General features: G+C 54.9%; 15 protein-coding genes and 2 pseudogenes. 11 read left to right on the plus strand and 6 right to left on the minus strand.

Translation table 11 applies throughout. The annotated features are described in order from the left end of the window. Window positions 1-28 precede the first annotated feature (28 nt). A complete protein-coding gene (ccsA, locus tag MUN86_RS02690) occupies window positions 29-2,629 on the plus strand; it encodes a cytochrome c biogenesis protein CcsA (protein WP_245121402.1) in 2,601 nt (866 codons plus the stop codon). Between the two features lie 67 nt (window positions 2,630-2,696). On the opposite strand, the gene MUN86_RS02695 is transcribed toward ccsA, so the two are convergent. Further along, the gene (locus tag MUN86_RS02695; RefSeq protein WP_245121405.1) at window positions 2,697-4,748 is read right to left on the minus strand and encodes a T9SS type A sorting domain-containing protein; all 2,052 of its coding nucleotides are present in this window, start codon (window positions 4,746-4,748) and stop codon (window positions 2,697-2,699) included. A 197-nt stretch (window positions 4,749-4,945) separates the two neighbouring features. Between MUN86_RS02695 and MUN86_RS02700 the strand changes: the two genes are divergently transcribed. The 8 genes from MUN86_RS02700 (at window position 4,946) to MUN86_RS02735 (ending at window position 11,773) form a co-directional block, all read left to right on the plus strand. Then, window positions 4,946-5,782, plus strand: a complete 837-nt coding sequence (locus MUN86_RS02700; RefSeq protein ID WP_245121408.1) for a Rossmann-like and DUF2520 domain-containing protein — start codon at window positions 4,946-4,948, stop codon at window positions 5,780-5,782. A 42-nt stretch (window positions 5,783-5,824) separates the two neighbouring features. After that, entirely contained in the window at window positions 5,825-6,175 is a 351-nt protein-coding gene (locus tag MUN86_RS02705) for a 2Fe-2S iron-sulfur cluster-binding protein (RefSeq protein WP_245121411.1), read from the plus strand. A gap of 96 nt (window positions 6,176-6,271) precedes the next feature. After that, entirely contained in the window at window positions 6,272-6,511 is a 240-nt protein-coding gene (gene iscX, locus MUN86_RS02710) for a Fe-S cluster assembly protein IscX (RefSeq protein WP_245121414.1), read from the plus strand. A gap of 159 nt (window positions 6,512-6,670) precedes the next feature. Further along, a complete protein-coding gene (locus tag MUN86_RS02715; protein WP_245121417.1) occupies window positions 6,671-7,159 on the plus strand; it encodes a KdsC family phosphatase in 489 nt (162 codons plus the stop codon). A 118-nt stretch (window positions 7,160-7,277) separates the two neighbouring features. Beyond that, window positions 7,278-7,472, plus strand: a complete 195-nt coding sequence (locus MUN86_RS02720) for a cold-shock protein (RefSeq protein ID WP_022824432.1) — start codon at window positions 7,278-7,280, stop codon at window positions 7,470-7,472. A 171-nt stretch (window positions 7,473-7,643) separates the two neighbouring features. After that, on the plus strand, window positions 7,644-8,594 hold the full coding sequence (locus MUN86_RS02725; protein ID WP_245121420.1) for a geranylgeranylglycerol-phosphate geranylgeranyltransferase: 951 nt from the start codon (window positions 7,644-7,646) through the stop codon (window positions 8,592-8,594). Window positions 8,595-8,728: 134 nt separating this feature from the next. Further along, a complete protein-coding gene (locus tag MUN86_RS02730; protein ID WP_245121424.1) occupies window positions 8,729-9,964 on the plus strand; it encodes a BamA/TamA family outer membrane protein in 1,236 nt (411 codons plus the stop codon). Between the two features lie 501 nt (window positions 9,965-10,465). Further along, window positions 10,466-11,773, plus strand: a complete 1,308-nt coding sequence (locus tag MUN86_RS02735) for a glycosyltransferase family 2 protein (protein WP_245121427.1) — start codon at window positions 10,466-10,468, stop codon at window positions 11,771-11,773. Here MUN86_RS02735 and MUN86_RS02740 read toward each other — a convergent pair. From MUN86_RS02740 to MUN86_RS02760, 5 genes are read right to left on the minus strand one after another with little or no spacing between them, the layout of a single operon-like run. Next, window positions 11,711-12,310 carry a class I SAM-dependent DNA methyltransferase gene (locus MUN86_RS02740; protein WP_245121429.1) on the minus strand — a complete coding sequence of 200 codons (600 nt, stop codon included), beginning with the start codon at window positions 12,308-12,310 and terminating at the stop codon, window positions 11,711-11,713. The two genes, MUN86_RS02735 and MUN86_RS02740, sit on opposite strands and share 63 nt — an antisense overlap. A 34-nt stretch (window positions 12,311-12,344) precedes the next feature. After that, window positions 12,345-13,337: an L-glyceraldehyde 3-phosphate reductase gene (gene mgrA / locus MUN86_RS02745; RefSeq protein ID WP_245121432.1), complete on the minus strand. Its 993-nt coding sequence runs from the start codon at window positions 13,335-13,337 to the stop codon at window positions 12,345-12,347. Window positions 13,338-13,382: 45 nt separating this feature from the next. Beyond that, entirely contained in the window at window positions 13,383-13,988 is a 606-nt protein-coding gene (locus MUN86_RS02750) for a PIG-L deacetylase family protein (RefSeq protein ID WP_245121434.1), read from the minus strand. Continuing rightward, a complete protein-coding gene (locus tag MUN86_RS02755) occupies window positions 13,988-14,125 on the minus strand; it encodes a hypothetical protein (protein ID WP_245121437.1) in 138 nt (45 codons plus the stop codon). Before MUN86_RS02755 ends, MUN86_RS02750 begins: the two co-directional genes overlap by 1 nt. Next, window positions 14,118-15,302, minus strand: coding sequence for an acyl-CoA dehydrogenase family protein (locus MUN86_RS02760; protein WP_245121440.1), 1,185 nt, complete (start codon window positions 15,300-15,302; stop codon window positions 14,118-14,120). The genes MUN86_RS02755 and MUN86_RS02760 overlap by 8 nt, the downstream gene beginning before the upstream one ends. A 207-nt stretch (window positions 15,303-15,509) precedes the next feature. On the opposite strand from MUN86_RS02760, the pseudogene purH reads away from it, so the two are divergent. Continuing rightward, window positions 15,510-17,035 (plus strand): annotated as a pseudogene (gene purH / locus MUN86_RS02765) (bifunctional phosphoribosylaminoimidazolecarboxamide formyltransferase/IMP cyclohydrolase). A gap of 407 nt (window positions 17,036-17,442) precedes the next feature. Then, window positions 17,443-18,467: pseudogene (locus MUN86_RS02770) on the plus strand (rod shape-determining protein). Window positions 18,468-18,503: the final 36 nt, after the last annotated feature.

Genomic DNA, 18,503 nt, shown 5'->3' on the forward strand with positions numbered 1-18,503 from the left:
CAGCTTCTTCTCTTATAACGCATCAGATATGCTTAACACCTTCATTGGCGACGCCGGACACTTAAGTGTTATCGTGGCTTTCGTGGCGGCCACGGTGGCAGCGTATTCCTACTATATGGCGGCGCGCAACCAGCCGCTCGGGCAGTCGGACGCCAGTTGGCTCCGGATTGGCCGGGGTGCCTTCTTGGTGCATGGCGCGGCGGTAATAGCGGTTATCGTGTGCTTGTTTGGCATCATCCACGGGCACCGCTACGAGTACTACTACGCCTGGAGCCACTCCAGCAACCACCTGCCGATCTACTATATGATTTCCTGTTTCTGGGAAGGGCAGGAGGGCAGCTTCTTGCTTTGGATATTCTGGCACGTGGTGCTTGGGTTCATTATCATGCGCTTCAACAAGTTGTGGGAAGCACCGGTAATGGCCGTGTTTGCGGGCGTGCAGCTGTTCCTAACGTCCATGATTTTGGGCGTGGTAGTGGGCGGCCTCAAGATTGGTTCTTCGCCTTTTATCCTGCTCCGCGACTTCCTAACTGACCTGCCGGTATTCAAGGTGAATCCCGACTTTGTGCCGAAAGATGGTACGGGCCTCAACGCGCTGCTCCAGAACTACTGGATGGTGATTCACCCGCCCACGTTGTTCCTCGGTTTTGCGCTTACGCTGGTGCCATTTGCTTTTGCCGTAGCGGCGCTTTGGAAAGGCGAGTTCACAAAATGGGTGAAGCCTGCTTTGCGCTGGTCGTTGGTTGGTGGCTTGGTATTGGGTGTGGGCGTGATGATGGGTGCCTATTGGGCCTACGAAACGCTCAACTTCGGTGGCTACTGGAACTGGGACCCGGTTGAAAATGCCGTGTACATTCCTTGGCTAGTGCTCGTGGCCGCTATTCACGGGTTGGTGCTCTGGAATCAGCGGCGCACGGCGCTGCGCACTTCCTTCGTGCTGGTGGTAGCTACTTTCCTCCTAATTCTCTACGCTACCTTCCTTACCCGCAGTGGCGTGCTGGGCAATGCCTCAGTGCACTCCTTCACTGACTTGGGTTTGTCGGGGCAGCTCATGATATATCTGGGCGCTTTCGTGGTGCTGGCTATTGCGTTGCTGGCAATGCGCTGGAAGCAGATTCCGGTTTCCGAGAAAGAGTTGACCACCTATAACCCGGAGCTTTGGGTGTTTGTGGGAGCTACCGTGCTGTGCCTCGGTGCTTTCCAAGTGTTGGTTACTACGAGCATTCCGGTGTACAATGCTTTCCTAGGCTTCATTGGCATCAAGTCCAACTTAGCCTTGCCCGCCGACCAGATTGCGCACTACACCAAGATTCAGTTGTGGATGGGCGTAGGTGTTGCCTTGCTTTCGGGTTTGGCGCAGGTGATGTGGTGGCAGCGCAACGACAAAACCACTATCGTCAATTCGCTCACCAACCCGGGCGCACTGGCGCTGCTTGGTTCGGCGTTGGTTATCCTGCTGCTGCGCTACAACAAGATGAGCATTTCGCCCACCTACATCATCCTTTTGACGGCGGCGCTGTTTGGTGTGCTGGCAAACTTGGGTGTGGTACTGAAGATGCTGCTCCGCGGCGTGCAGCTTTCGGGTGGTGGCGTAGCGCACTTGGGCATTGCTCTGATGCTGCTGGGTATCCTTGGTTCGGCCGGCTATTCCAACATCATCTCGCAGAACATGTCGGGCATGGTGTACTCCAAGGAGTTTGGCGAGGAAATGAACCGTGACAACGTGCTGCTGTGGCGCAACGATACGACTCCCATGGGCGAGTACGATGTGAGCTACACCGGCCAGTATTTTGATGTGCCCGGCGTGCCCGAGTACGTCAACAAAGATTTGCTCTTCCGTCTCGAAGACGAGTACAAAGCCCTTGCCCGCGGCGACATTAAGTTTGGCGGTAAGCAGTATTACAAGACCGGTGACTCGGTAGACATTCTGCCAGAAAACACCTACTACCGCGTCGAGTACAAGAACCGGAAGACTGGCGAAGTATTCACGCTCTATCCCCGCGCCCAAGACAACGAGGAAATGGGTGGCTTGCTAGCTTCCCCCGACATTAAGCGTTTTGCCTCCCACGACATCTACTCGCACGTTAGTGCCGTGGCGCCCATGAAGGAGAAGGAATGGAGCGAGCTGAAAGAATACAAGCTATCGGTTGGCGACACCATTTTCCTGAACGACTACTTTGCTGTGTTCCGCGCCATTGAGCCGGCTCAGCAAACCGCCGGCCTCGGCCTCAGCAAAGACGACTTAGCTATTCAGGCCGACATGGTTGTGTATGGCGAGAAGCAGCGACAGTACCACGCCCACCCTGTTTTCATCGTGCGGAACCGCCTGATTGGCCGTGTACCCGATGAAATCGAGGATTTGGGTTTGCGCTTGAGTTTGAACGAGGTAGATCCTACAGCTGGCAAGTTCACTCTTGGCGTGAGCACTACTCAGAAGGACTACATCATTCTGAAGGCGATAGAGAAGCCGTTCATCAACCTGCTCTGGAGTGGCACGTTGCTGATGGCCGCTGGCTTTGGTCTGGCATTGCGCAAAAAGAAAACCAAGCGTGAGCCCGTCGAGGAAATCACACCTCAGCCCGCAGTTCGAGCAACCAAAAAGGCTCGTCCCGCTCAGCGAGTGGCATAAAGGTTATTAGTACACGAAAAAGGGCAGCCTAGTGGCTGCCCTTTTTTGTTGGTTGCTTCCAAGCGTTCTATTTAGCAAGCACGAGTTGGCGCGTCGTAAAGTCGCTGCCAGTCTGCACCTTAAGCAGGTACAGGCCGTTGGCTAGGCTGGAAAGATTTAGCTCGTTGGTAAAGTTGTCTTTGAGGCGGGCCGTATGCACTACTTGACCGAGTTGGTTGATAACGGTAGCGTTAAGCTGTCCTTTGGCATTGGCACCCTGCACAGCTAGCCTCACGAGGCCAGTTGCGGGATTCGGATACATCTCTACCGCGCGGCTCAATGCTGCCGACGTACCTAATGCACCACCAGTAACCACAGCTTCAATCATGAAGCGGCCCAAATCAACCTCATCTGTTACGTCTTGCGGTGTGCCACCATTAATATCCACGAAATAAAAATTGCCAGTTCGGGTTGGCTCCTCACTTTGGAGCCCTAGTGGGTAAAAAGGAGCTGTATTATTAGTAGTAGCTAATGCAAGCCCAACATAGAATTCACCAACAGCTATCGGAACGGGCGTTGTGAGCGTGAAGGTTTTGTAGGTGCCTATGTCACCAGCTTGAATTGTATAATCGGTTGTGCGACCTAAAACCGCTCCGGTGCTGCTGAGTACTGCAGCATAAACGGTACGGCCAACCGATGTATTAGCTGTTCCTGGGGAATCGTCTGCAAGATGAACTTTCACTGCCGTAACTGTGCGAGCTATGCTGGCGGTGTATTTTGTGGCTAGAATACCCGCACTAGCATTGTCCAAAGTATCTGCCAGCCCTCCACCGCCATTAGTTGCCAGTATGTTTGGTTCGGCTGCTGAATACGTATCGTTTGTTACAATTTGTGTGATTGTTTGCGAGTTATTCAAGGCCGAACCATCAGCTGGTACTGAGACAGTAATCGTGTTGTTGCCAACCGCTGAAGGAGTAAAAGCACCAAAAGAAACAACAGTATAATATCCTGGAGGTAGGCTAGGTATAATTGTGGCGTTAGTGAAGGTATTAGCACCTGTCACGTTGATCGTAACGGCGCGATTAGTTATAGTTGCCGTGCCAGTGTTGCTAACAACGGCTTGTATCACTTGCGAATTGTTAGTTGGAGTTTTACCTAGTGAGTATATAAGCTCTACAGCTGCATCATCAGCAGGCGCTACTCGGAATCGATAAGTTCTACCGGCGTCTGGCAGGAAGGTGTTGCGGATGAAGTGACCAGCTAAGCCTTGCCCTACCACGTTAGTGAAAACAGTGGTGTTCCAGGCTTGTGTACTAGCCTTATAAAGTAGGCTAAGTTCCGCTAGATCAGCTTCAGTAATTTGGGTGCCGCTGCTAAGCTGATTGCCTTTCAAGCCAATGAGAAACGGCTGGCCGAGTGCAGCGCTCGTTGTGGCGGTCCAGGTACCATACACAAACTCAACTGTATTGGTCCCTTCATACAGTTTGATCTGAAACTGCATGGTGGCAAATTGAGGGTTTATAGGCGTGCCACCAGGATTAGATGTAGCCTTATCACGCAGGTTCTTGAATTGAATAGTACACACTTGGCTGCCAGGAGCTCCTGATGTCGCAACCCGAAATTCAGTAGGGTTAGTTGCTTGATTGGCTGCTCCCTGCAAATCAACATTTGAAGCTGGCGCAATGATGTTGGCATCGGTAGAGTTCAAAAGCACTTCTATATCGTTCGCAGCAGTAGGGGCTACCGCGCCTAACTTGATAAAGCCGTTAGTATTAAGAACAAATTGAGTGAAAGAAGCACCGTTATAGGAGAAGGAGAACCCAATATTCTGGGCAGCTGAGTTAGCATCGTCCGTATTAGCAGTGCTGATAACTGTGCCATTGGTGCCTAGGTCAGTATAAGTGCCCGCCACATTTTGTCCTTGATTGGACAGGTAGGGATTAGAAGATACCCGAGCAGCTATGTTTGGGCGGGGCGATACTACCTGCTTAAGACGATTGATCGGTAAGTGGTCCTGCGTTTGCGATAAGCGGTTAGGCGCTTTTGACAAGCGGTTTTGCGCTTGGCCTGTTGCTGCGCTAGCTGCCAGCAGTGCCGTTAGAGCTAGCTTGCGCCAAAGCCCAATGTGCAAATTTGCCATTATGTAGAGATTTGAAATTGAGAATGAGTTTTAGAGTTCGACTAATGGACATACGAGTAAAGCAACATAGCGTAGCATCCTCAGCCCCTCAAGTTGCTGTTTTATCTTGAGAAGATACTAAGCTACGGCGGTAATATCCTTCTCTACCTACGTTCTTTGGTCTTCTGACTTCCCCTGTTTCCGCTAGCCTATAACAAATGACTACACCTGCAGCCTCTTCTTTTCGCATTGTTCTGCTTGGGGCCGGTCGGGTGGCCAGTCAACTTGGGCTGGCAGTGGTCCAAGTGGGTCACCAAGTACCGTACGTTTGGAGCCGTACTAGCAACTCAGCGGCAGCGTTGGCGGCTACATTGCCCGGCGCTGAGGTACTACCCGACCTAAACTTAACGGCCGTGCCCCCCGCCGATGTTTACCTGCTTGCCGTTTCTGATGCAGCAGTGCCCGCCGTTCTTGCACAGGCCCAATTTCCGAAGGGCGCCATTGTAGCGCATACGTCAGGGGCCGTGCCGCTCGCCGTCTTCCATGACACCCCAGATGTGCAGGGTGGGGTGTTCTATCCACTTCAGACCTTCAGTGTAGGCCGTATCTTGGATTGGCAAACAGTACCCCTGTGTATTGAGGCAGCTACGCCTACCGCCGAAGCTACGCTGCTAGCGCTGGCGCGTACTCTGAGCGCGAGTGTGCAGCGCATCGATACGGCGCAACGGCAGCTAATGCACTTGGCGGCTGTATTCGCCTGCAACTTTTCCAATCACCTTTTTGGTGTCAGTCATGCGTTGTTGCAGCAGCAGCAATTGCCTCTGGCGTTGCTGGGACCTCTTATTCACGAAACAGTGGAGAAGGCGCTTGCTAATCCGCCCTTTACGGTGCAAACGGGTCCTGCTGCCCGTCAGGATGAGCCAACCTTGGCCCGCCACCGGGAGGCACTAACGGCATATCCCGAGTGGCTTGCGTTGTATAATGTGCTGAGTAATAGTATAAAACAGCAGCAGATGGGAGGTTCGCTAAACAACCAAGGGGGGGAAGAGCTTTGAATCGGGGACAGGCATGCGTACCTTCGCCCCCTCAATTTTGCCTTGTTTGAAGATCCCTTCGTGAAAGCTGTCAACATTACCTTCCAATTTCAAGACGGCCAGCCAGCCCAAACCCACGTTGCTGCCGAAGGCGAATCGGTTCTGGACGTCGCCCTTAACAATGGTATCCAACTCCAACATAACTGTGGTGGGGTGTGTGGCTGTAGTACTTGCCACGTGTATGTACTACAAGGAGAGGATGAGCTACCCGAAATCAGCGACAAAGAGGAAGACTTCATTGATCGGGCCGTAAATCCGCGTATTAATTCGCGTTTGGGCTGTCAGTGTGTAGTGCAGGCTACCACCCAGGACTTGGTCATTCTTATTCCTCCGCAGGAGTTTTTGGGGCATTAATTAAAATTCAATAGCTGAACTGCTGAATGGTTGCTCAATCGATGAGCGGCTAGAACAAGCAACATTCAGCTGTTTAACCATTCAATAATTCAAGAAATGGCCCACTTTGAGCCCCCCATACATTGGAATGACCACGAAGACGTGGCCATTGCTCTCTACGAAAAGTTCGGTGACGATTTCACGGAGGCAAAAATCTACCGGATTCGCTTCACAGAGCTGCTAGACTGGGTACTGAGCTTGCCCAACTTTGCCGGCACCAAGGAGGAAGCCAACGAAGGCCACTTAGAGCAAATTCAGGCCAAGTGGGTGTATGAGTGGCGCGACAACCAGAAATAATAGTCGCTCTTGAAATCAAAAACTGCCATTTGAGCAGCCAAAAAAGACCTTTTAGCCGACAGCATCATAATTTCAATTCGAGATTATAGTGCTTCTCATCGGCTGAAAGGTCTTTCTTGTTGTATACTTCCTGCCTTCCTTTTCTCTCTGCTTTCGCTTATGGTGCCCGACTTATCTACTATAAAGGCTTTTATTTTCGATGTGGACGGCGTGCTAACCGATGGTAGGTTACTGGCTCTCAACTCGGGCGAGCAAGCGCGTACTTTTCACATCCGCGACGGCTACGCCATTCGACACGCGCTCAAGAAAGGATACCGCATTGCAATTATCTCGGGCCGGGAAGAAGAAGGAGTGCGCAAGCGGTTGGAATCATTGGATGTGCTCGACATCTTCTTGGGAGTAGATGACAAGATGAAGATCTTCAACAACTACATCAACACCTACCGCCTCGACCCGAGCTGTATTGCCTATATGGGCGACGACATGCCCGATGTAGAGGTGATGCGCCGGTGCGCGTTAGCCGCCTGCCCCGCCGATGCCGCCACCGACGTGCTGGCTATCAGCAACTACATAACCGAAAAGCCCGGCGGCTATGGCGCCGTGCGCGAGCTGCTAGAAGCCGTGATGAAGACTCAGAAAACCTGGTAGTTAATTGCTATTTAGCTCGTTCATTGGGGGCGATAAAGCCTATTCCAAGCCGGGTTGCGCTTTTCCTAATTACCTCTATCTTTACCCAACCAACTTATTCACCATTTTTTTTTATTACATGAAAACAGGAACCGTAAAATTCTATAATGAGTCGAAGGGCTACGGCTTCATTACAGATGACGAGACGAAGGAAGATTTCTTCGTTCACGTGACGGGCCTTAACGGGGGCCAGATCCAACAAAACGACCGAGTGGAATTTGATACGCAGGAAGGTCGCAAGGGCGTAAATGCCGTCAATGTGAAGCGCGTATAAGCTTCGGCTCTTTGCTTATTTTGCATTCTGGAAAGCCTCTCCAAAACTGGAGAGGCTTTCTTTCTACTATTTACTATTTGTAGGGCCCTACGGGCACATTGTAAGTTAATTAGGCGTTATCTTTTTATTAGCTGAGGATTTTCTGAGTCCCTGTTTCTCGCTTATTGCGCTATGGCTATGCCGTCTGTTTTCTCCTTTTTCACTACGGCAGCGGCTAAGCCAGTTAAGGCAAATGGCGACACAGACAAGCCTATTGCGCATTTGCGGCCTATTGCGCGCCTAATTCGGCTTCCCAATCTGCTCATCATGCTGTTGTGCTTGGTGTTGGTGCGCTCAGGGCTGCTGCATCCGACTATGCCGGTAGCTACTCTGCTCGATTGGCGCTTTGGTCTGCTGGTGCTCTCCACGCTCTGCGTAGGAGCCGCCGGCTACATCATCAACGACTATTACGACGTCAAAATAGATGCCATCAACCGGCCCGGACGGCTGGTGGTGGGGCGCGTAGTGAACCGGCGGCGGGCTATGCTGGCGCATCTGCTGCTGTCGGGGCTGGGCGTGGGTATTGCCGGGGCGCTTTCGTCGTTGCTGGGCTTGGTGACGCTGGGGTCGGCGGCCTTACTGTGGGGCTATTCGGTCCGGTTCAAGCGGGTGGCGCTGGTCGGTAATCTGAGCATTGCCATGCTTACGGCCGCGCTGGTCTTGTTGCCCGAACTTCAACTGCGTACCGACAACAGCAAGGTATGGGTGTACGCGCTAGCGGCTTTTCTGCTGACAGTGGTCCGGGAGATAGTGAAGGATGTAGAAGACATGCGCGGCGACGCGCAACATGACTGCCGTACACTGCCTATTGTGTGGGGAGTGGCGCGTACCAAATGGGTGGCCGGTTTCTTTCTGGGGTGCCTGATGCTGTTGGTAGCGGGGGCTAGCTTTGAAGCATTACGCAATGGGCCTCTCTTGCTCGGGCTATGGTTGCTTGTGCTGGTGCTCGGGCCGCTGCTGGCTTTGGCGCGCTTGCTGTGGAGGGCCGATCGGCGGCGTCATTTCACTAAACTTAGCACTTGGTGCAAGGCTATTATGTTGGCGGGGGTCCTCTCTATGCTGTTGGTGGCGGTAGTTGGGTAAAACCGTAGCAGGTGCTGTTGCGTTAGAATAGAAATCGAGCTTAATAGGAGCTAAGCTGCTTACAGAGGTTCTGCTGTAGGAGCTGGCTATAGACGGTGAAGCTCATTCCTTATTCTTTCTTTCCTGAAGCCTGTATGCGCTTTCTCTACCTGCCGCTGGCCCTGGCTCTGTGTACCCTGGCTCGGCTTGGTGCTGCTCAAGTAGCTCCCACCACTACCGATGGCTCTGCGCCAGCTTCGGCAGTGGCCCCACCAGCCCCCGGCCTCACCGACAACGGCCCCAAAAAGAAATCCATCTTCGCGCCGAGCGACAAGCCGAGCTTTATTCCCGTACCGATAGCCTTCTATCAGCAGGAAACTGGTTTTGCAGCAGGAGCGGCCATCTTACCTGTATGGCGATTTGGTACCGATACGACGGTGCGCAAATCCAACGCGCGGCTTATTGCTTGGTATTCGCAGGAAAAGCAGAGCACCATCCAACTGACGCATACCATTTTCACGCCTGGTGAAGGGTTTTTCATATCCGGCGAGTTGAGCCGCTACGATCAGAAGCTGTTTTATTACGGCATCGGCAACGATAACTCCAGGAATGCAGAGTCTGAATTGAAGTACAAGCTCTTCATTTTCGACGAAAGAGCACTGAAGCGGGTTGCTCCCAACCTGTTTGCGGGCTTGCGCTACCGCTTCACCAACACCACCGACATAGAGCCGGAAGGCAACGCCGATAACGGCGGCGTCAATTCGTTCTTGGTTGACCCCCGCCTCGATGGCCGCGAACGAAACGACACACGGATATCGGGTTTGGGGCCCGCGCTGCTCTACGATGGCCGCGACAATGTGCTTGCTACTTACCGCGGGGCTTTCGTGGATGCGCACGTATTGTTTAATGGCGGCGGGCTTGGGTCTGACTACAAGTTTACACGCTATCAGTTGGATGCCCGGTATTTTAAGCCGCTTACCTCTTCCAACAACACCATTCTGGCTCTGCAGTATCTAACGCAGCTGCATACCGGAGATGTGCCGTTTCGGGAGCTAGGCGGCCTAGGTGCCAACTTGGGTGGAGCACTGTACAACAACGCCGGCCTGATGCGGGGACTTTACGAAACTCGTTTCCGCGACCGACAGATGATGACCTTCCAAGCCGAAATTCGGCAGAAACTTTTCTGGCGAATTGATGGAGTTGTGTTTGGCGCAGTAGGGCAAGTAGGCTACAAAGTAAACGATTACACCTTCGATCAAACCCGGCTAGCGGGCGGCGGTGGCTTCCGCTTCCGCTTCAACCGCCGCGACCGACTCAACATCCGCCTCGACTATGCCGGTGGCACCGATACACCACCTAGCATTTATTTCGCTGTAGGCGAGGCCTTCTAGGCTGAGCAAGTAATAACCAAGTTAAAAAACAGCCCTTCTGCTCATAGCAGAAGGGCTGTTTTGCTTTTAGGTCAGGTCGCGGGTAGACTAAGAGTATAGGTGAGCCCATAAGAGCTGATATAGAGCTAAGTGTTTTCTGCAACGGCTACAATAGGCGCGGCATCCGCTGCTGATTAGGCACCGTGAACTGCACAGTTCTCTGAGTTTTATTTTCATCCTCGGCGAGGCCTTTTAATGGAATAAGAGTAACTGAGCTATTGCGCTCTTCGCTCTAATTCGCGTTCTACGGTTTAGGTTGGTATGCTCTAAAAACGTGGCAATAACTCGGTTTTCACTGTTGGGCTAGCGGAGAAAAGCAAGCTGCTCTGTTGCATTTTATGCACCTAAACAGTAATAGCTATAAACAAATTGTGAATGAGATGCTTATAGACCAAGAGCTCGTCGCTAACAAAAACGGAGCTCTTGCTTGTTTTCGCTTCACAATTCGAGTAAAAGAATTTAATGGCTCACCTTGTACAGCCTCGCGCTGCTTCTGGTCAACGCCCATTCGTTGTCCAGCAAAAAGTCCTATGGCCCGCCTCCCCACCTAACGCGCAGTTACGCATCAGTGTCATTGTTCCGGCCAAAGACGAAGCCGAAAACCTGCCGGCTACCTTAGCGGCTCTGGCCACGCAGACCGATTTGCAAGACCAACCGCTGGACTCGGCTAGCTACGAGATTTTGGTGTTGGCCAACAACTGCCACGACCAAACTGCCAATGTCGTCAGGACTTTTGCACAGCACCATCCGGCACTGGCGTTGCACGTAGCCGAAATTCAGCTACCACCCACCGACGCGCACGTAGGTCATGCGCGTCGCCTTCTCATGGACGAAGCCTGCCGCCGTCTAGAAGACACTATCGGCGCTGGCGGCATCATTGCCAGCACCGACGCTGATACCCGTGTGACTCCTACCTGGTTGGCCGCCATTCAAAAAGAAGTGAAAGCCGGTGCCGATGCTGTTGGCGGCCGGATTTTCCCCGAGCGGACGGTTCGTAATAGTTGCCTGGTGCGGCGTACGCACTTGCGCGACGCCACGTATCGGCTGCTTCGGGCCCACCTCGAATCTCTGATTGACCCGGACCCTGCCGACCAATGGCCCCGGCATCATCAGCACTATGGAGCTAGTTTAGCTATTACGGTGGCCGCCTACCGCCAAGTAGGAGGGCTGCCGGTAGTGCCTTTTCTGGAAGATGAAGCGCTGTGCCAGGCTTTGCGCCGCTCCGACCTGCGTCTGCGCCACAGCCCTGCCGTGCAAGTTCTTACGTCGGCGCGCCATGAAGGGCGCGTAGCGGTGGGGTTGTCGTGGCAACTGCGCGAATGGGCCCGCATGTCGCATCAGCAACGGGAGCCCCTAGTAGAGAGCGGCGCCGCGCTAGTAGCCGAATGGACGGTGCGCCGGAAGCTGCGTCAGCTTTGGCAGCAAACTAGGCAGCAGCCTCGCCAGCAAGCCATACCGTCCTGCGTTCGGTTGGCGGCATTGCTGAGTGTGCCTGCCGGGCCGCTTACCCAACAGATTGCCTACTCTTCTACCTTTGGTCTGCTGTGGGAATGGGTGCAAACCCACCGAGCCATTTGGCGCCGCGGCCAGCTGACCACGTTGCCGCTGGCATTGGCGGAACTACGGGGTTTGATAGCCCAAGAGAAAAAGAAAGAAACTGACTCATATGCAGAGTCTATGCCCACGTCTACCTCAACTCGTTGGCTGCTAGCGCCAGGCCATCAAATCCAGCCGGTACTGCGCGGCTCGGTGGCCATGCAGATGCTCTAAGAGGCCGTCAGGAGTTGCTTTGTCCAGGAAATATTGATGCACTTCATCACCCGTGAGGGGGTAGTCGTGCACCGGGGGTGTCCAGTGAACTAGCAGCAGGTGGCCACCGGGGCGGAGCGCTGCTAGCAGCTGGTCGGTCACCTGCGCCAGATCCGGAGCATCCCAATAGTACCCCACCTCCGACAAGACAACTAAGTCGAAGGTGAGGTCTGTTGGAAATTCAGCGGGCAGTGTCATCTGTCGAAACTCCACTTGAGGCAAGTCCGCGCAACGCTTGCGGGCGCGTTCCAGGGGAGCTTCGGCTACATCAATCGCCAGTAACTGCTGGCAGCGGGTTGCGAGTAGCTGAGTTAAAACGCCTAGTGAGCACCCCACCTCGAACGCACTTTCATAAGACGCTTTGGGCAGCGCAGCCACGGTATCGGCGTACTTGGCCTGCTCGTAGGGGCTGGTTTCGAATCCCCACGGGTCGGTGTTGGCACGGTATACCTCGTCGAAATACTCGGGAGGTAGGGTATGCGGCTGATTAGGGTTCATGAAGTGCGTTGGATGTGACGGCGCAGGCTGCGCGCTAGGCCGCTAGTATTTTCTCTATGGAAGCAAGCTCTTCGGTGCTGAACTGCAAGTTGTTCAGGCAGTGCAGCGAGTCGGTGAGTTGCTCGGGCTTACTGGCTCCAATGAGCACCGAGGTTATCCGCTCGTCTTTCAGAATCCAGGCCAGCGCCATTTGGGCTAGGCTTTGCTGACGGGCCTGCGCCAGCTCGTTGAGTTGCTTGATTTGGTCGAGGCGCTCGGGTGTCAGTTGGTTTTCGGTCAAGAAGCCCACGCCTTTGGCTACCCGCGAGTCGGCGGGAATGCCGCTCAAGTATTTGTTGGTAAGTAGGCCCTGCGCCAGTGGTGAGAACGGAATGCAGCCAACGCCTTCCTTCTCCAACAGATCCAGCAAGCCCCCTTCCACCCAGCGCTCAAACATCGAATATTTGGGCTGATGAATCAGGCAGGGTGTGCCAAGCTGCCGCAATAGCTCAATGGCCTGCGCTGCTTCGGTAGGCTGGTAGTTGGAAAGACCCACGTACAAGGCTTTGCCTTGACGCACAATCAGGTCGAGGGCGCCCATTGTTTCCTCTAAGGGTGTATCGGGGTCAGGGCGGTGGTGGTAGAAGATGTCCACGTACTCCAGGCCCATGCGCTTCAAGCTCTGGTCGAGGCTGGACACTAGGTATTTCTTCGAGCCCCATTCCCCGTACGGCCCTTCCCACATGTGGTAGCCGGCTTTACTGGAGATGATTAGTTCGTCACGGTAGGTGCTAAAATCCTCGCGCAGAATGCGGCCAAAGTTGATTTCGGCAGAGCCGGGAGGCGGACCGTAGTTGTTGGCTAAGTCGAAGTGCGTGACGCCGCTGTCAAAAGCCCGCCGCAGAATGGCGCGCTGGTTGGCAAGCAGATCTACGTCGCCGAAGTTGTGCCAGAGGCCGAGCGACACGGCGGGCAGCTTGAGGCCACTGCGGCCACTGCGCCGATACGGTATTTCTTGGTATCGGGCAGGATTTGGTAAGTAATGCATAGGGGCTTGGGGTTAAGCGTCAGCCGGCAACATAACAAGGCTTTCCTATATCACCTCTAAGTAGGCCTCAAATGGCTGCGCAAAATGTGCCAGCATTTCCGGGGACAGCAGGAAGCCTGTAGGGTCATCGTCGATAATGCCGGGTGCTAGCTGTGAACGGTGCGCGGCAATGGCGCGTTGCTTTTCATTGAATACCGAACTCACGTCTAGCCGCCAACCTGCCACCTCGCCCGGCTGGGGTAGGTCGGCAGGAGCGGCCCGTTCCCACGCCCACACTACGTATTCGAGTAGGCGCGGTAGCGGTGCTAAACCTGCTAGGGCTGCTCGCACTAGCTCACTGGTGGCTCGATGGTCGGGGTGCGGGTCGCGGCGCCAGGAGCAGAGTACGGTAGCCGGCTTTGTGGCCGCAAACAGTTCCCGCAGCTGAGCTACAGCTTCAGAAAACAGTTCCTCTCCTTCGCTCGGCACCTTGCTGTCGGGCAGCCCTAAGCAAACAGGAGTTGTCTCAACACCCAATTCAAGCAAGGCCTGCCTTAGTTCGGCTTCGCGCAGCGCCTGCCGGGCAGCGGGCGGAAACTTCCGCGAGTTTGGGTGCGACATGGTGCCGTCGCTAATCAACACCACTTGCACCGGCACGGCCGCCTTGCGCATCAAGGCAATAAGGCCACCACACCCCAACGATTCGTCGTCGGGGTGGGGGCTATAACCACCGTCGGTCCTAGAGTAGCCGCGTAGTCAGCGGAGCGCAGCGGGAGCGCGCGAAAATCAAAAGCTAGATTCTCACGCATGCCAAAGCTGGAAAGCGGGGGCGTGACGGTCGAGGGCGAAGCGCCCGGCATCAGCCTGAGCAGCATCGGGGGCGGGCTGGCGCAAATAATGCGTCAGGTCGCGGTGTAGGCGCTCGAACGGCTCGGGTTTGAGTAGGCCGCGGGCACCTACGCAACGCTCAGCGAGCTGCAACACCCGCAAGCAAATATCCTCGATGGCCGTGCGCATCATGTTGGCATAGGCTACCGTGGCTTCGGCATCGGTTTCGGCAGTGGGGCGGCTGGCATGAGTAGCGGCGCCGCGTAGCCAAAGGGAGCCGCTCTCGATAAGCAGAGCCATTTCCCCGAGGCGCTGGCGCTGGTAGGGGTCGTCGGTGCGGCCGAGTGCTTGCAGAAAGCGGCGGGTTTCGTCGAATACGGCTTCGGCGCCGCCTAGCTGCACGGCCGCAAACCGGATAGCGCCGCCGCTAAACCACGGTTGGCGGTAGTAGTCGCCGGGCTGGCCTAGCAGGTCATCGGCACTGATTTCGAGGCCCGTGAAGTCCACCCGGCTGCTGGCGGTTCCGCGCATGCCCAGAGGCCGCCAGAAACTGGCGTCGTATTTCGGTTCTTTCTCAGTAGCAGGTAGAACCAGCAGTTGCCAACCGCCATCGGGCAAGGCCGCCGTTAGCACTGGCCGGCTCAGGTAGCCAGCTCCTGAGGCGAAAGTTTTGCTACCGTGTAAGCGGTACTGCCCGTTAGGTAACGGCTCTAGCTTCACTCCGTCCGCAGCTTCCGTGTTCCAAACGCCAAACCAACGCCCGGCTTGCGCATCGGCGGCCCAACGCGCCACCTGTGCCTTGGTGCCGAGGCGTTGCAGCAGTTGCAGCGCGTTTACGTGACCCTCATACAGCCTTCCCATTACTAAGTTGCCCCGCCCAATGTGCTTGAGCGTATTGAGTAGCGGCAATGTCTGTTCGGGTTCAGCTAAATCAGCACCCCCCAACGCAACGTGTAGCGGAGCCGTAAGCAGGCCGGCCTCGTGCAGCCAGTTGAATTCCTCTTCCGGAAAACCACCTTCGAAGTCGGAATGGACGGCTTGAGCTAGCAGGCGTGGCGCCAATGCCGCCGCGGCCACTTCGGGAGCCAGATGGGGCGGGGAAAGAGGCAAGTCACTTACCGCTGGAGCTTGGTTTAGTGAAGTGGATACAGAAAGCATAAGCAGAACAGTAGACAGCACTAGCTGGTAAGGCCAATAGCGCTTTATAGTTGGGGTACTGTTTTGCAACAGCCGAGGTTGGGGCTTGTTCAGCTTCAAGCGGGAAATGCTGCTTATCCACAACAATTACAGAAGGGTACTTGGCGCGGCCGACCTGATGAGAGTACCTTCGTGGCGTCGTTCGTTTTTCCATCTAAAGCTTCCGCTATGTTGCAGCCCATTCGTTCCGCTCTTGTTTCCGTCTATTACAAAGACCGTTTAGAGCCGTTGGTGGCACTGCTCAAGGAGCATGGCGTAACGCTGTACTCCACGGGAGGCACGCAGCAGTTCCTGGAAGAGCAGGGAGCCCAAGTAACGGCCGTTGAAAGCCTGACGGGCTTTCCGGCGGTGTTTGGTGGCCGCGTCAAAACGCTGCACCCGAAAGTGTTCGGCGGCATTCTGCACCGCCGCCACGAGCCCGCCGACTTGGCCGAAGCCGAGCGGCACCAGATTCCACCGATTGATCTAGTAATTGTCGACCTCTATCCGTTCGAGGAAACGGTGGCTTCCGGCGCGCCCGAAGCAGATATCATCGAGAAAATTGACATTGGCGGCATCTCGCTGCTACGCGCCGCCGCCAAAAACTTCCGCGACGTGCTCGTGGTCAGTAGCCGCGACCAGTACCAGGCCGTAACGGAACTGCTCGGCCAGAAGAACTGCGCCACCGACCTCGAAGATCGTCGGCAGTACGCTGCTGCTGCCTTCGCGGCCACCTCGCACTACGACACCGCTATCCACCACTACATGGCGGGAGCCGCTACACCGGCAACAACGACCAGCGAGCAGCCCGCTACGCCGCTGCGCTACGGCGAAAACCCGCACCAGTCCGGCACTTTCCACGGCGACCTAGCGGCCCTCTTCGACCAACTGCACGGCAAGCAACTCAGCTATAACAACTTGGTGGATGTTGATGCGGCGGTATTGTTGATGCAGGAGTTTCAAGCCGACGGCCCTGCGGCCTGCGCCATCCTCAAGCACACCAATGCCTGTGGCGTGGCCCAGGCCGATACAATTAAAGAAGCCTACCTCAACGCCTTGGCCTGCGACCCGGTTTCGGCTTTCGGGGCGTTATCATTGTGAATAAGCCCGTGGATGCGGCTACGGCAGAAGAGTTGAACAAGCTATTCTTCGAAGTGCTGATTGCGCCCGAGTTTGAGGCCGATGCTCTGCCAGTGCTGCAAAGCAAGAAAAACCGCATTCTGCTGCGCCAAAAGCCAGTGGAGTTTCCTGCCAAGCAAATTAAGACCTTACTTAACGGCGTCATCGAGCAGGATTTCGACCGGGCTATTGAAGGTGCTGCTGATTTCCGCACCGTTACCCAGTCCGAGCCCACGGCCGACGAAGTGACGGCGCTAGAATTTGCACTCAAGGTTTGCAAGCACACCAAGAGCAACACCATTGTGCTGGCGCGCGCCGGGCAACTGCTGGCTTCGGGCGTGGGGCAGACTTCGCGCGTGGATGCCCTGCGTCAGGCCATCGAGAAAGCCAAGTCGTTCGGTTTCGATTTGCAAGGTTCCGTCATGGCATCCGATGCTTTCTTCCCCTTCCCCGACTGCGTGGAAATTGCCGGCGAAGCGGGCATCCGCGCCGTAGTGCAGCCCGGCGGTTCCATCAAAGACCAAGACTCTATTGATGCCTGCAACCGCCTTGGCATGGCCATGGTACTGACTGGTGTGCGGCACTTCAAACACTAAACAGCCAGTTGCTTGAGTTGCCCTTAGTGGTAGAGATGCGCTTCGGTGTATCTCTACCACTAAGCATCTGTATGAGCATGAGCCGACAGTGCAAGTGTTTGTATAAAGTTTTGCTGTCTGAAGTAGCCGAACAATTAGCTAGGCCATTACGTCGTTTAGGGTGGCGCTCAGCCGGCACGTAGCCCTGTAGTGCAGCTACTCGCATAGTGCGCCAGATGCTCTCCGCAGCTTTTGCAAGCACGAGCGTTAAGGATTTGTTTTTTAGGAAGCTCCCCGGCCATGAAAAGATAAATTCCTTCGTCTTATGACTGCCGGGGTAGGTCGTGCTTCCCTGAAACTTCCGTACTTTTGCCCCACTTTTTGCACAAGTAAATCTTTGCTTGTGCCCATTTTCTCGCCGTCAACTAATGGGTTTCTTCAACTTCCTAACCAGCGACATCGCCATCGACCTGGGTACGGCCAATACGCTCATCATCCACAACGACAAAATTGTAGTGGATGAGCCAAGCATCATCGCGAAAGATCGTACCACCAATAAAGTAATTGCCGTAGGTCGTCAGGCGCAGCAGATGCACGAAAAGACCCACGATAATATTAGAACTATTCGTCCCTGAAAGACGGCGTAATTGCTGATTTCCACGCCGCCGAGGAAATGATCAAGGGGATGATCAAAATGATTGACACGCGGAACCGGCTGTTTCAGCCCTCGCACCGCATGGTTATTTGCATCCCGTCGGGCATTACGGAAGTAGAGAAACGCGCTGTTCGTGACTCCGCTGAGCACGCCGGAGCCAAGGAAGTGTGGATGATTCAGGAGCCCATGGCCGCCGCCATCGGTATTGGCATCGACGTAGAGCAGCCCATTGGCTCGATGATCATCGACATTGGGGGTGGTACCACCGAAATTGCGGTTATTGCGCTGTCGGGTATCGTTTGCGACCAATCCATCAAAACGGCCGGCGACGTCTTCAACCAGGATATTCTCGACTACATGCGCCGTCAGCACAACCTGCTGATTGGCGAGCGGAGCGCTGAGCGCATCAAGATAGAAGTAGGGGCGGCCCTCACCGAGTTGGAAATCACGCCTCCCGACTACGAAGTGCGCGGCCGTGACCTGATGACAGGCATCCCGAAGGTTATCAAAGTAACCTCGTCGGAAATTGCTATTGCCCTTGATAAGTCGGTGGCCAAAATCGAAGAGGCCGTTTTGAAAGCCCTAGAAATCAGCCCACCCGAATTGTCGGCCGACATTTACGAAAACGGCATTCATCTGACCGGTGGCGGGGCGCTGCTGCGCGGGCTGGACAAGCGCTTAGCCGTTAAAACCAAACTGCCCATCCATATTGCCGAAGACCCACTGCGTGCTGTAGTACGCGGTACCGGCAAAGCCATCAAAGACATTCAGGCCTTCCGAGGCGTACTGCTTACCTAATCTGGTGAAGAGTAAAGGGTGAGGGATGGAGAGGTT

The sequence above is a fragment of the Hymenobacter volaticus genome (genome assembly GCF_022921055.1).
GTDB lineage: Bacteria > Bacteroidota > Bacteroidia > Cytophagales > Hymenobacteraceae > Hymenobacter > Hymenobacter volaticus.

What these genes read in the sequence shown, in the direction of transcription:
- mgrA (WP_245121432.1), bottom strand. Translation starts at nt 13,337, where the DNA reads ATGCATTACTTACCAAATCCTGCCCGATACCAAGAAATACCGTATCGG.
- MUN86_RS02740 (WP_245121429.1), bottom strand. Translation starts at nt 12,310, where the DNA reads ATGAACCCTAATCAGCCGCATACCCTACCTCCCGAGTATTTCGACGAG.
- MUN86_RS02715 (WP_245121417.1), top strand. Translation starts at nt 6,671, where the DNA reads ATGGTGCCCGACTTATCTACTATAAAGGCTTTTATTTTCGATGTGGAC.
- MUN86_RS02725 (WP_245121420.1), top strand. Translation starts at nt 7,644, where the DNA reads ATGGCTATGCCGTCTGTTTTCTCCTTTTTCACTACGGCAGCGGCTAAG.
- MUN86_RS02735 (WP_245121427.1), top strand. Translation starts at nt 10,466, where the DNA reads ATGGCTCACCTTGTACAGCCTCGCGCTGCTTCTGGTCAACGCCCATTC.
- MUN86_RS02695 (WP_245121405.1), bottom strand. Translation starts at nt 4,748, where the DNA reads ATGGCAAATTTGCACATTGGGCTTTGGCGCAAGCTAGCTCTAACGGCA.
- MUN86_RS02755 (WP_245121437.1), bottom strand. Translation starts at nt 14,125, where the DNA reads ATGCGTGAGAATCTAGCTTTTGATTTTCGCGCGCTCCCGCTGCGCTCC.
- MUN86_RS02700 (WP_245121408.1), top strand. Translation starts at nt 4,946, where the DNA reads ATGACTACACCTGCAGCCTCTTCTTTTCGCATTGTTCTGCTTGGGGCC.
- MUN86_RS02730 (WP_245121424.1), top strand. Translation starts at nt 8,729, where the DNA reads ATGCGCTTTCTCTACCTGCCGCTGGCCCTGGCTCTGTGTACCCTGGCT.
- MUN86_RS02750 (WP_245121434.1), bottom strand. Translation starts at nt 13,988, where the DNA reads ATGCGCAAGGCGGCCGTGCCGGTGCAAGTGGTGTTGATTAGCGACGGC.
- MUN86_RS02760 (WP_245121440.1), bottom strand. Translation starts at nt 15,302, where the DNA reads ATGCTTTCTGTATCCACTTCACTAAACCAAGCTCCAGCGGTAAGTGAC.
- MUN86_RS02720 (WP_022824432.1), top strand. Translation starts at nt 7,278, where the DNA reads ATGAAAACAGGAACCGTAAAATTCTATAATGAGTCGAAGGGCTACGGC.
- iscX (WP_245121414.1), top strand. Translation starts at nt 6,272, where the DNA reads ATGGCCCACTTTGAGCCCCCCATACATTGGAATGACCACGAAGACGTG.
- ccsA (WP_245121402.1), top strand. Translation starts at nt 29, where the DNA reads ATGCTTAACACCTTCATTGGCGACGCCGGACACTTAAGTGTTATCGTG.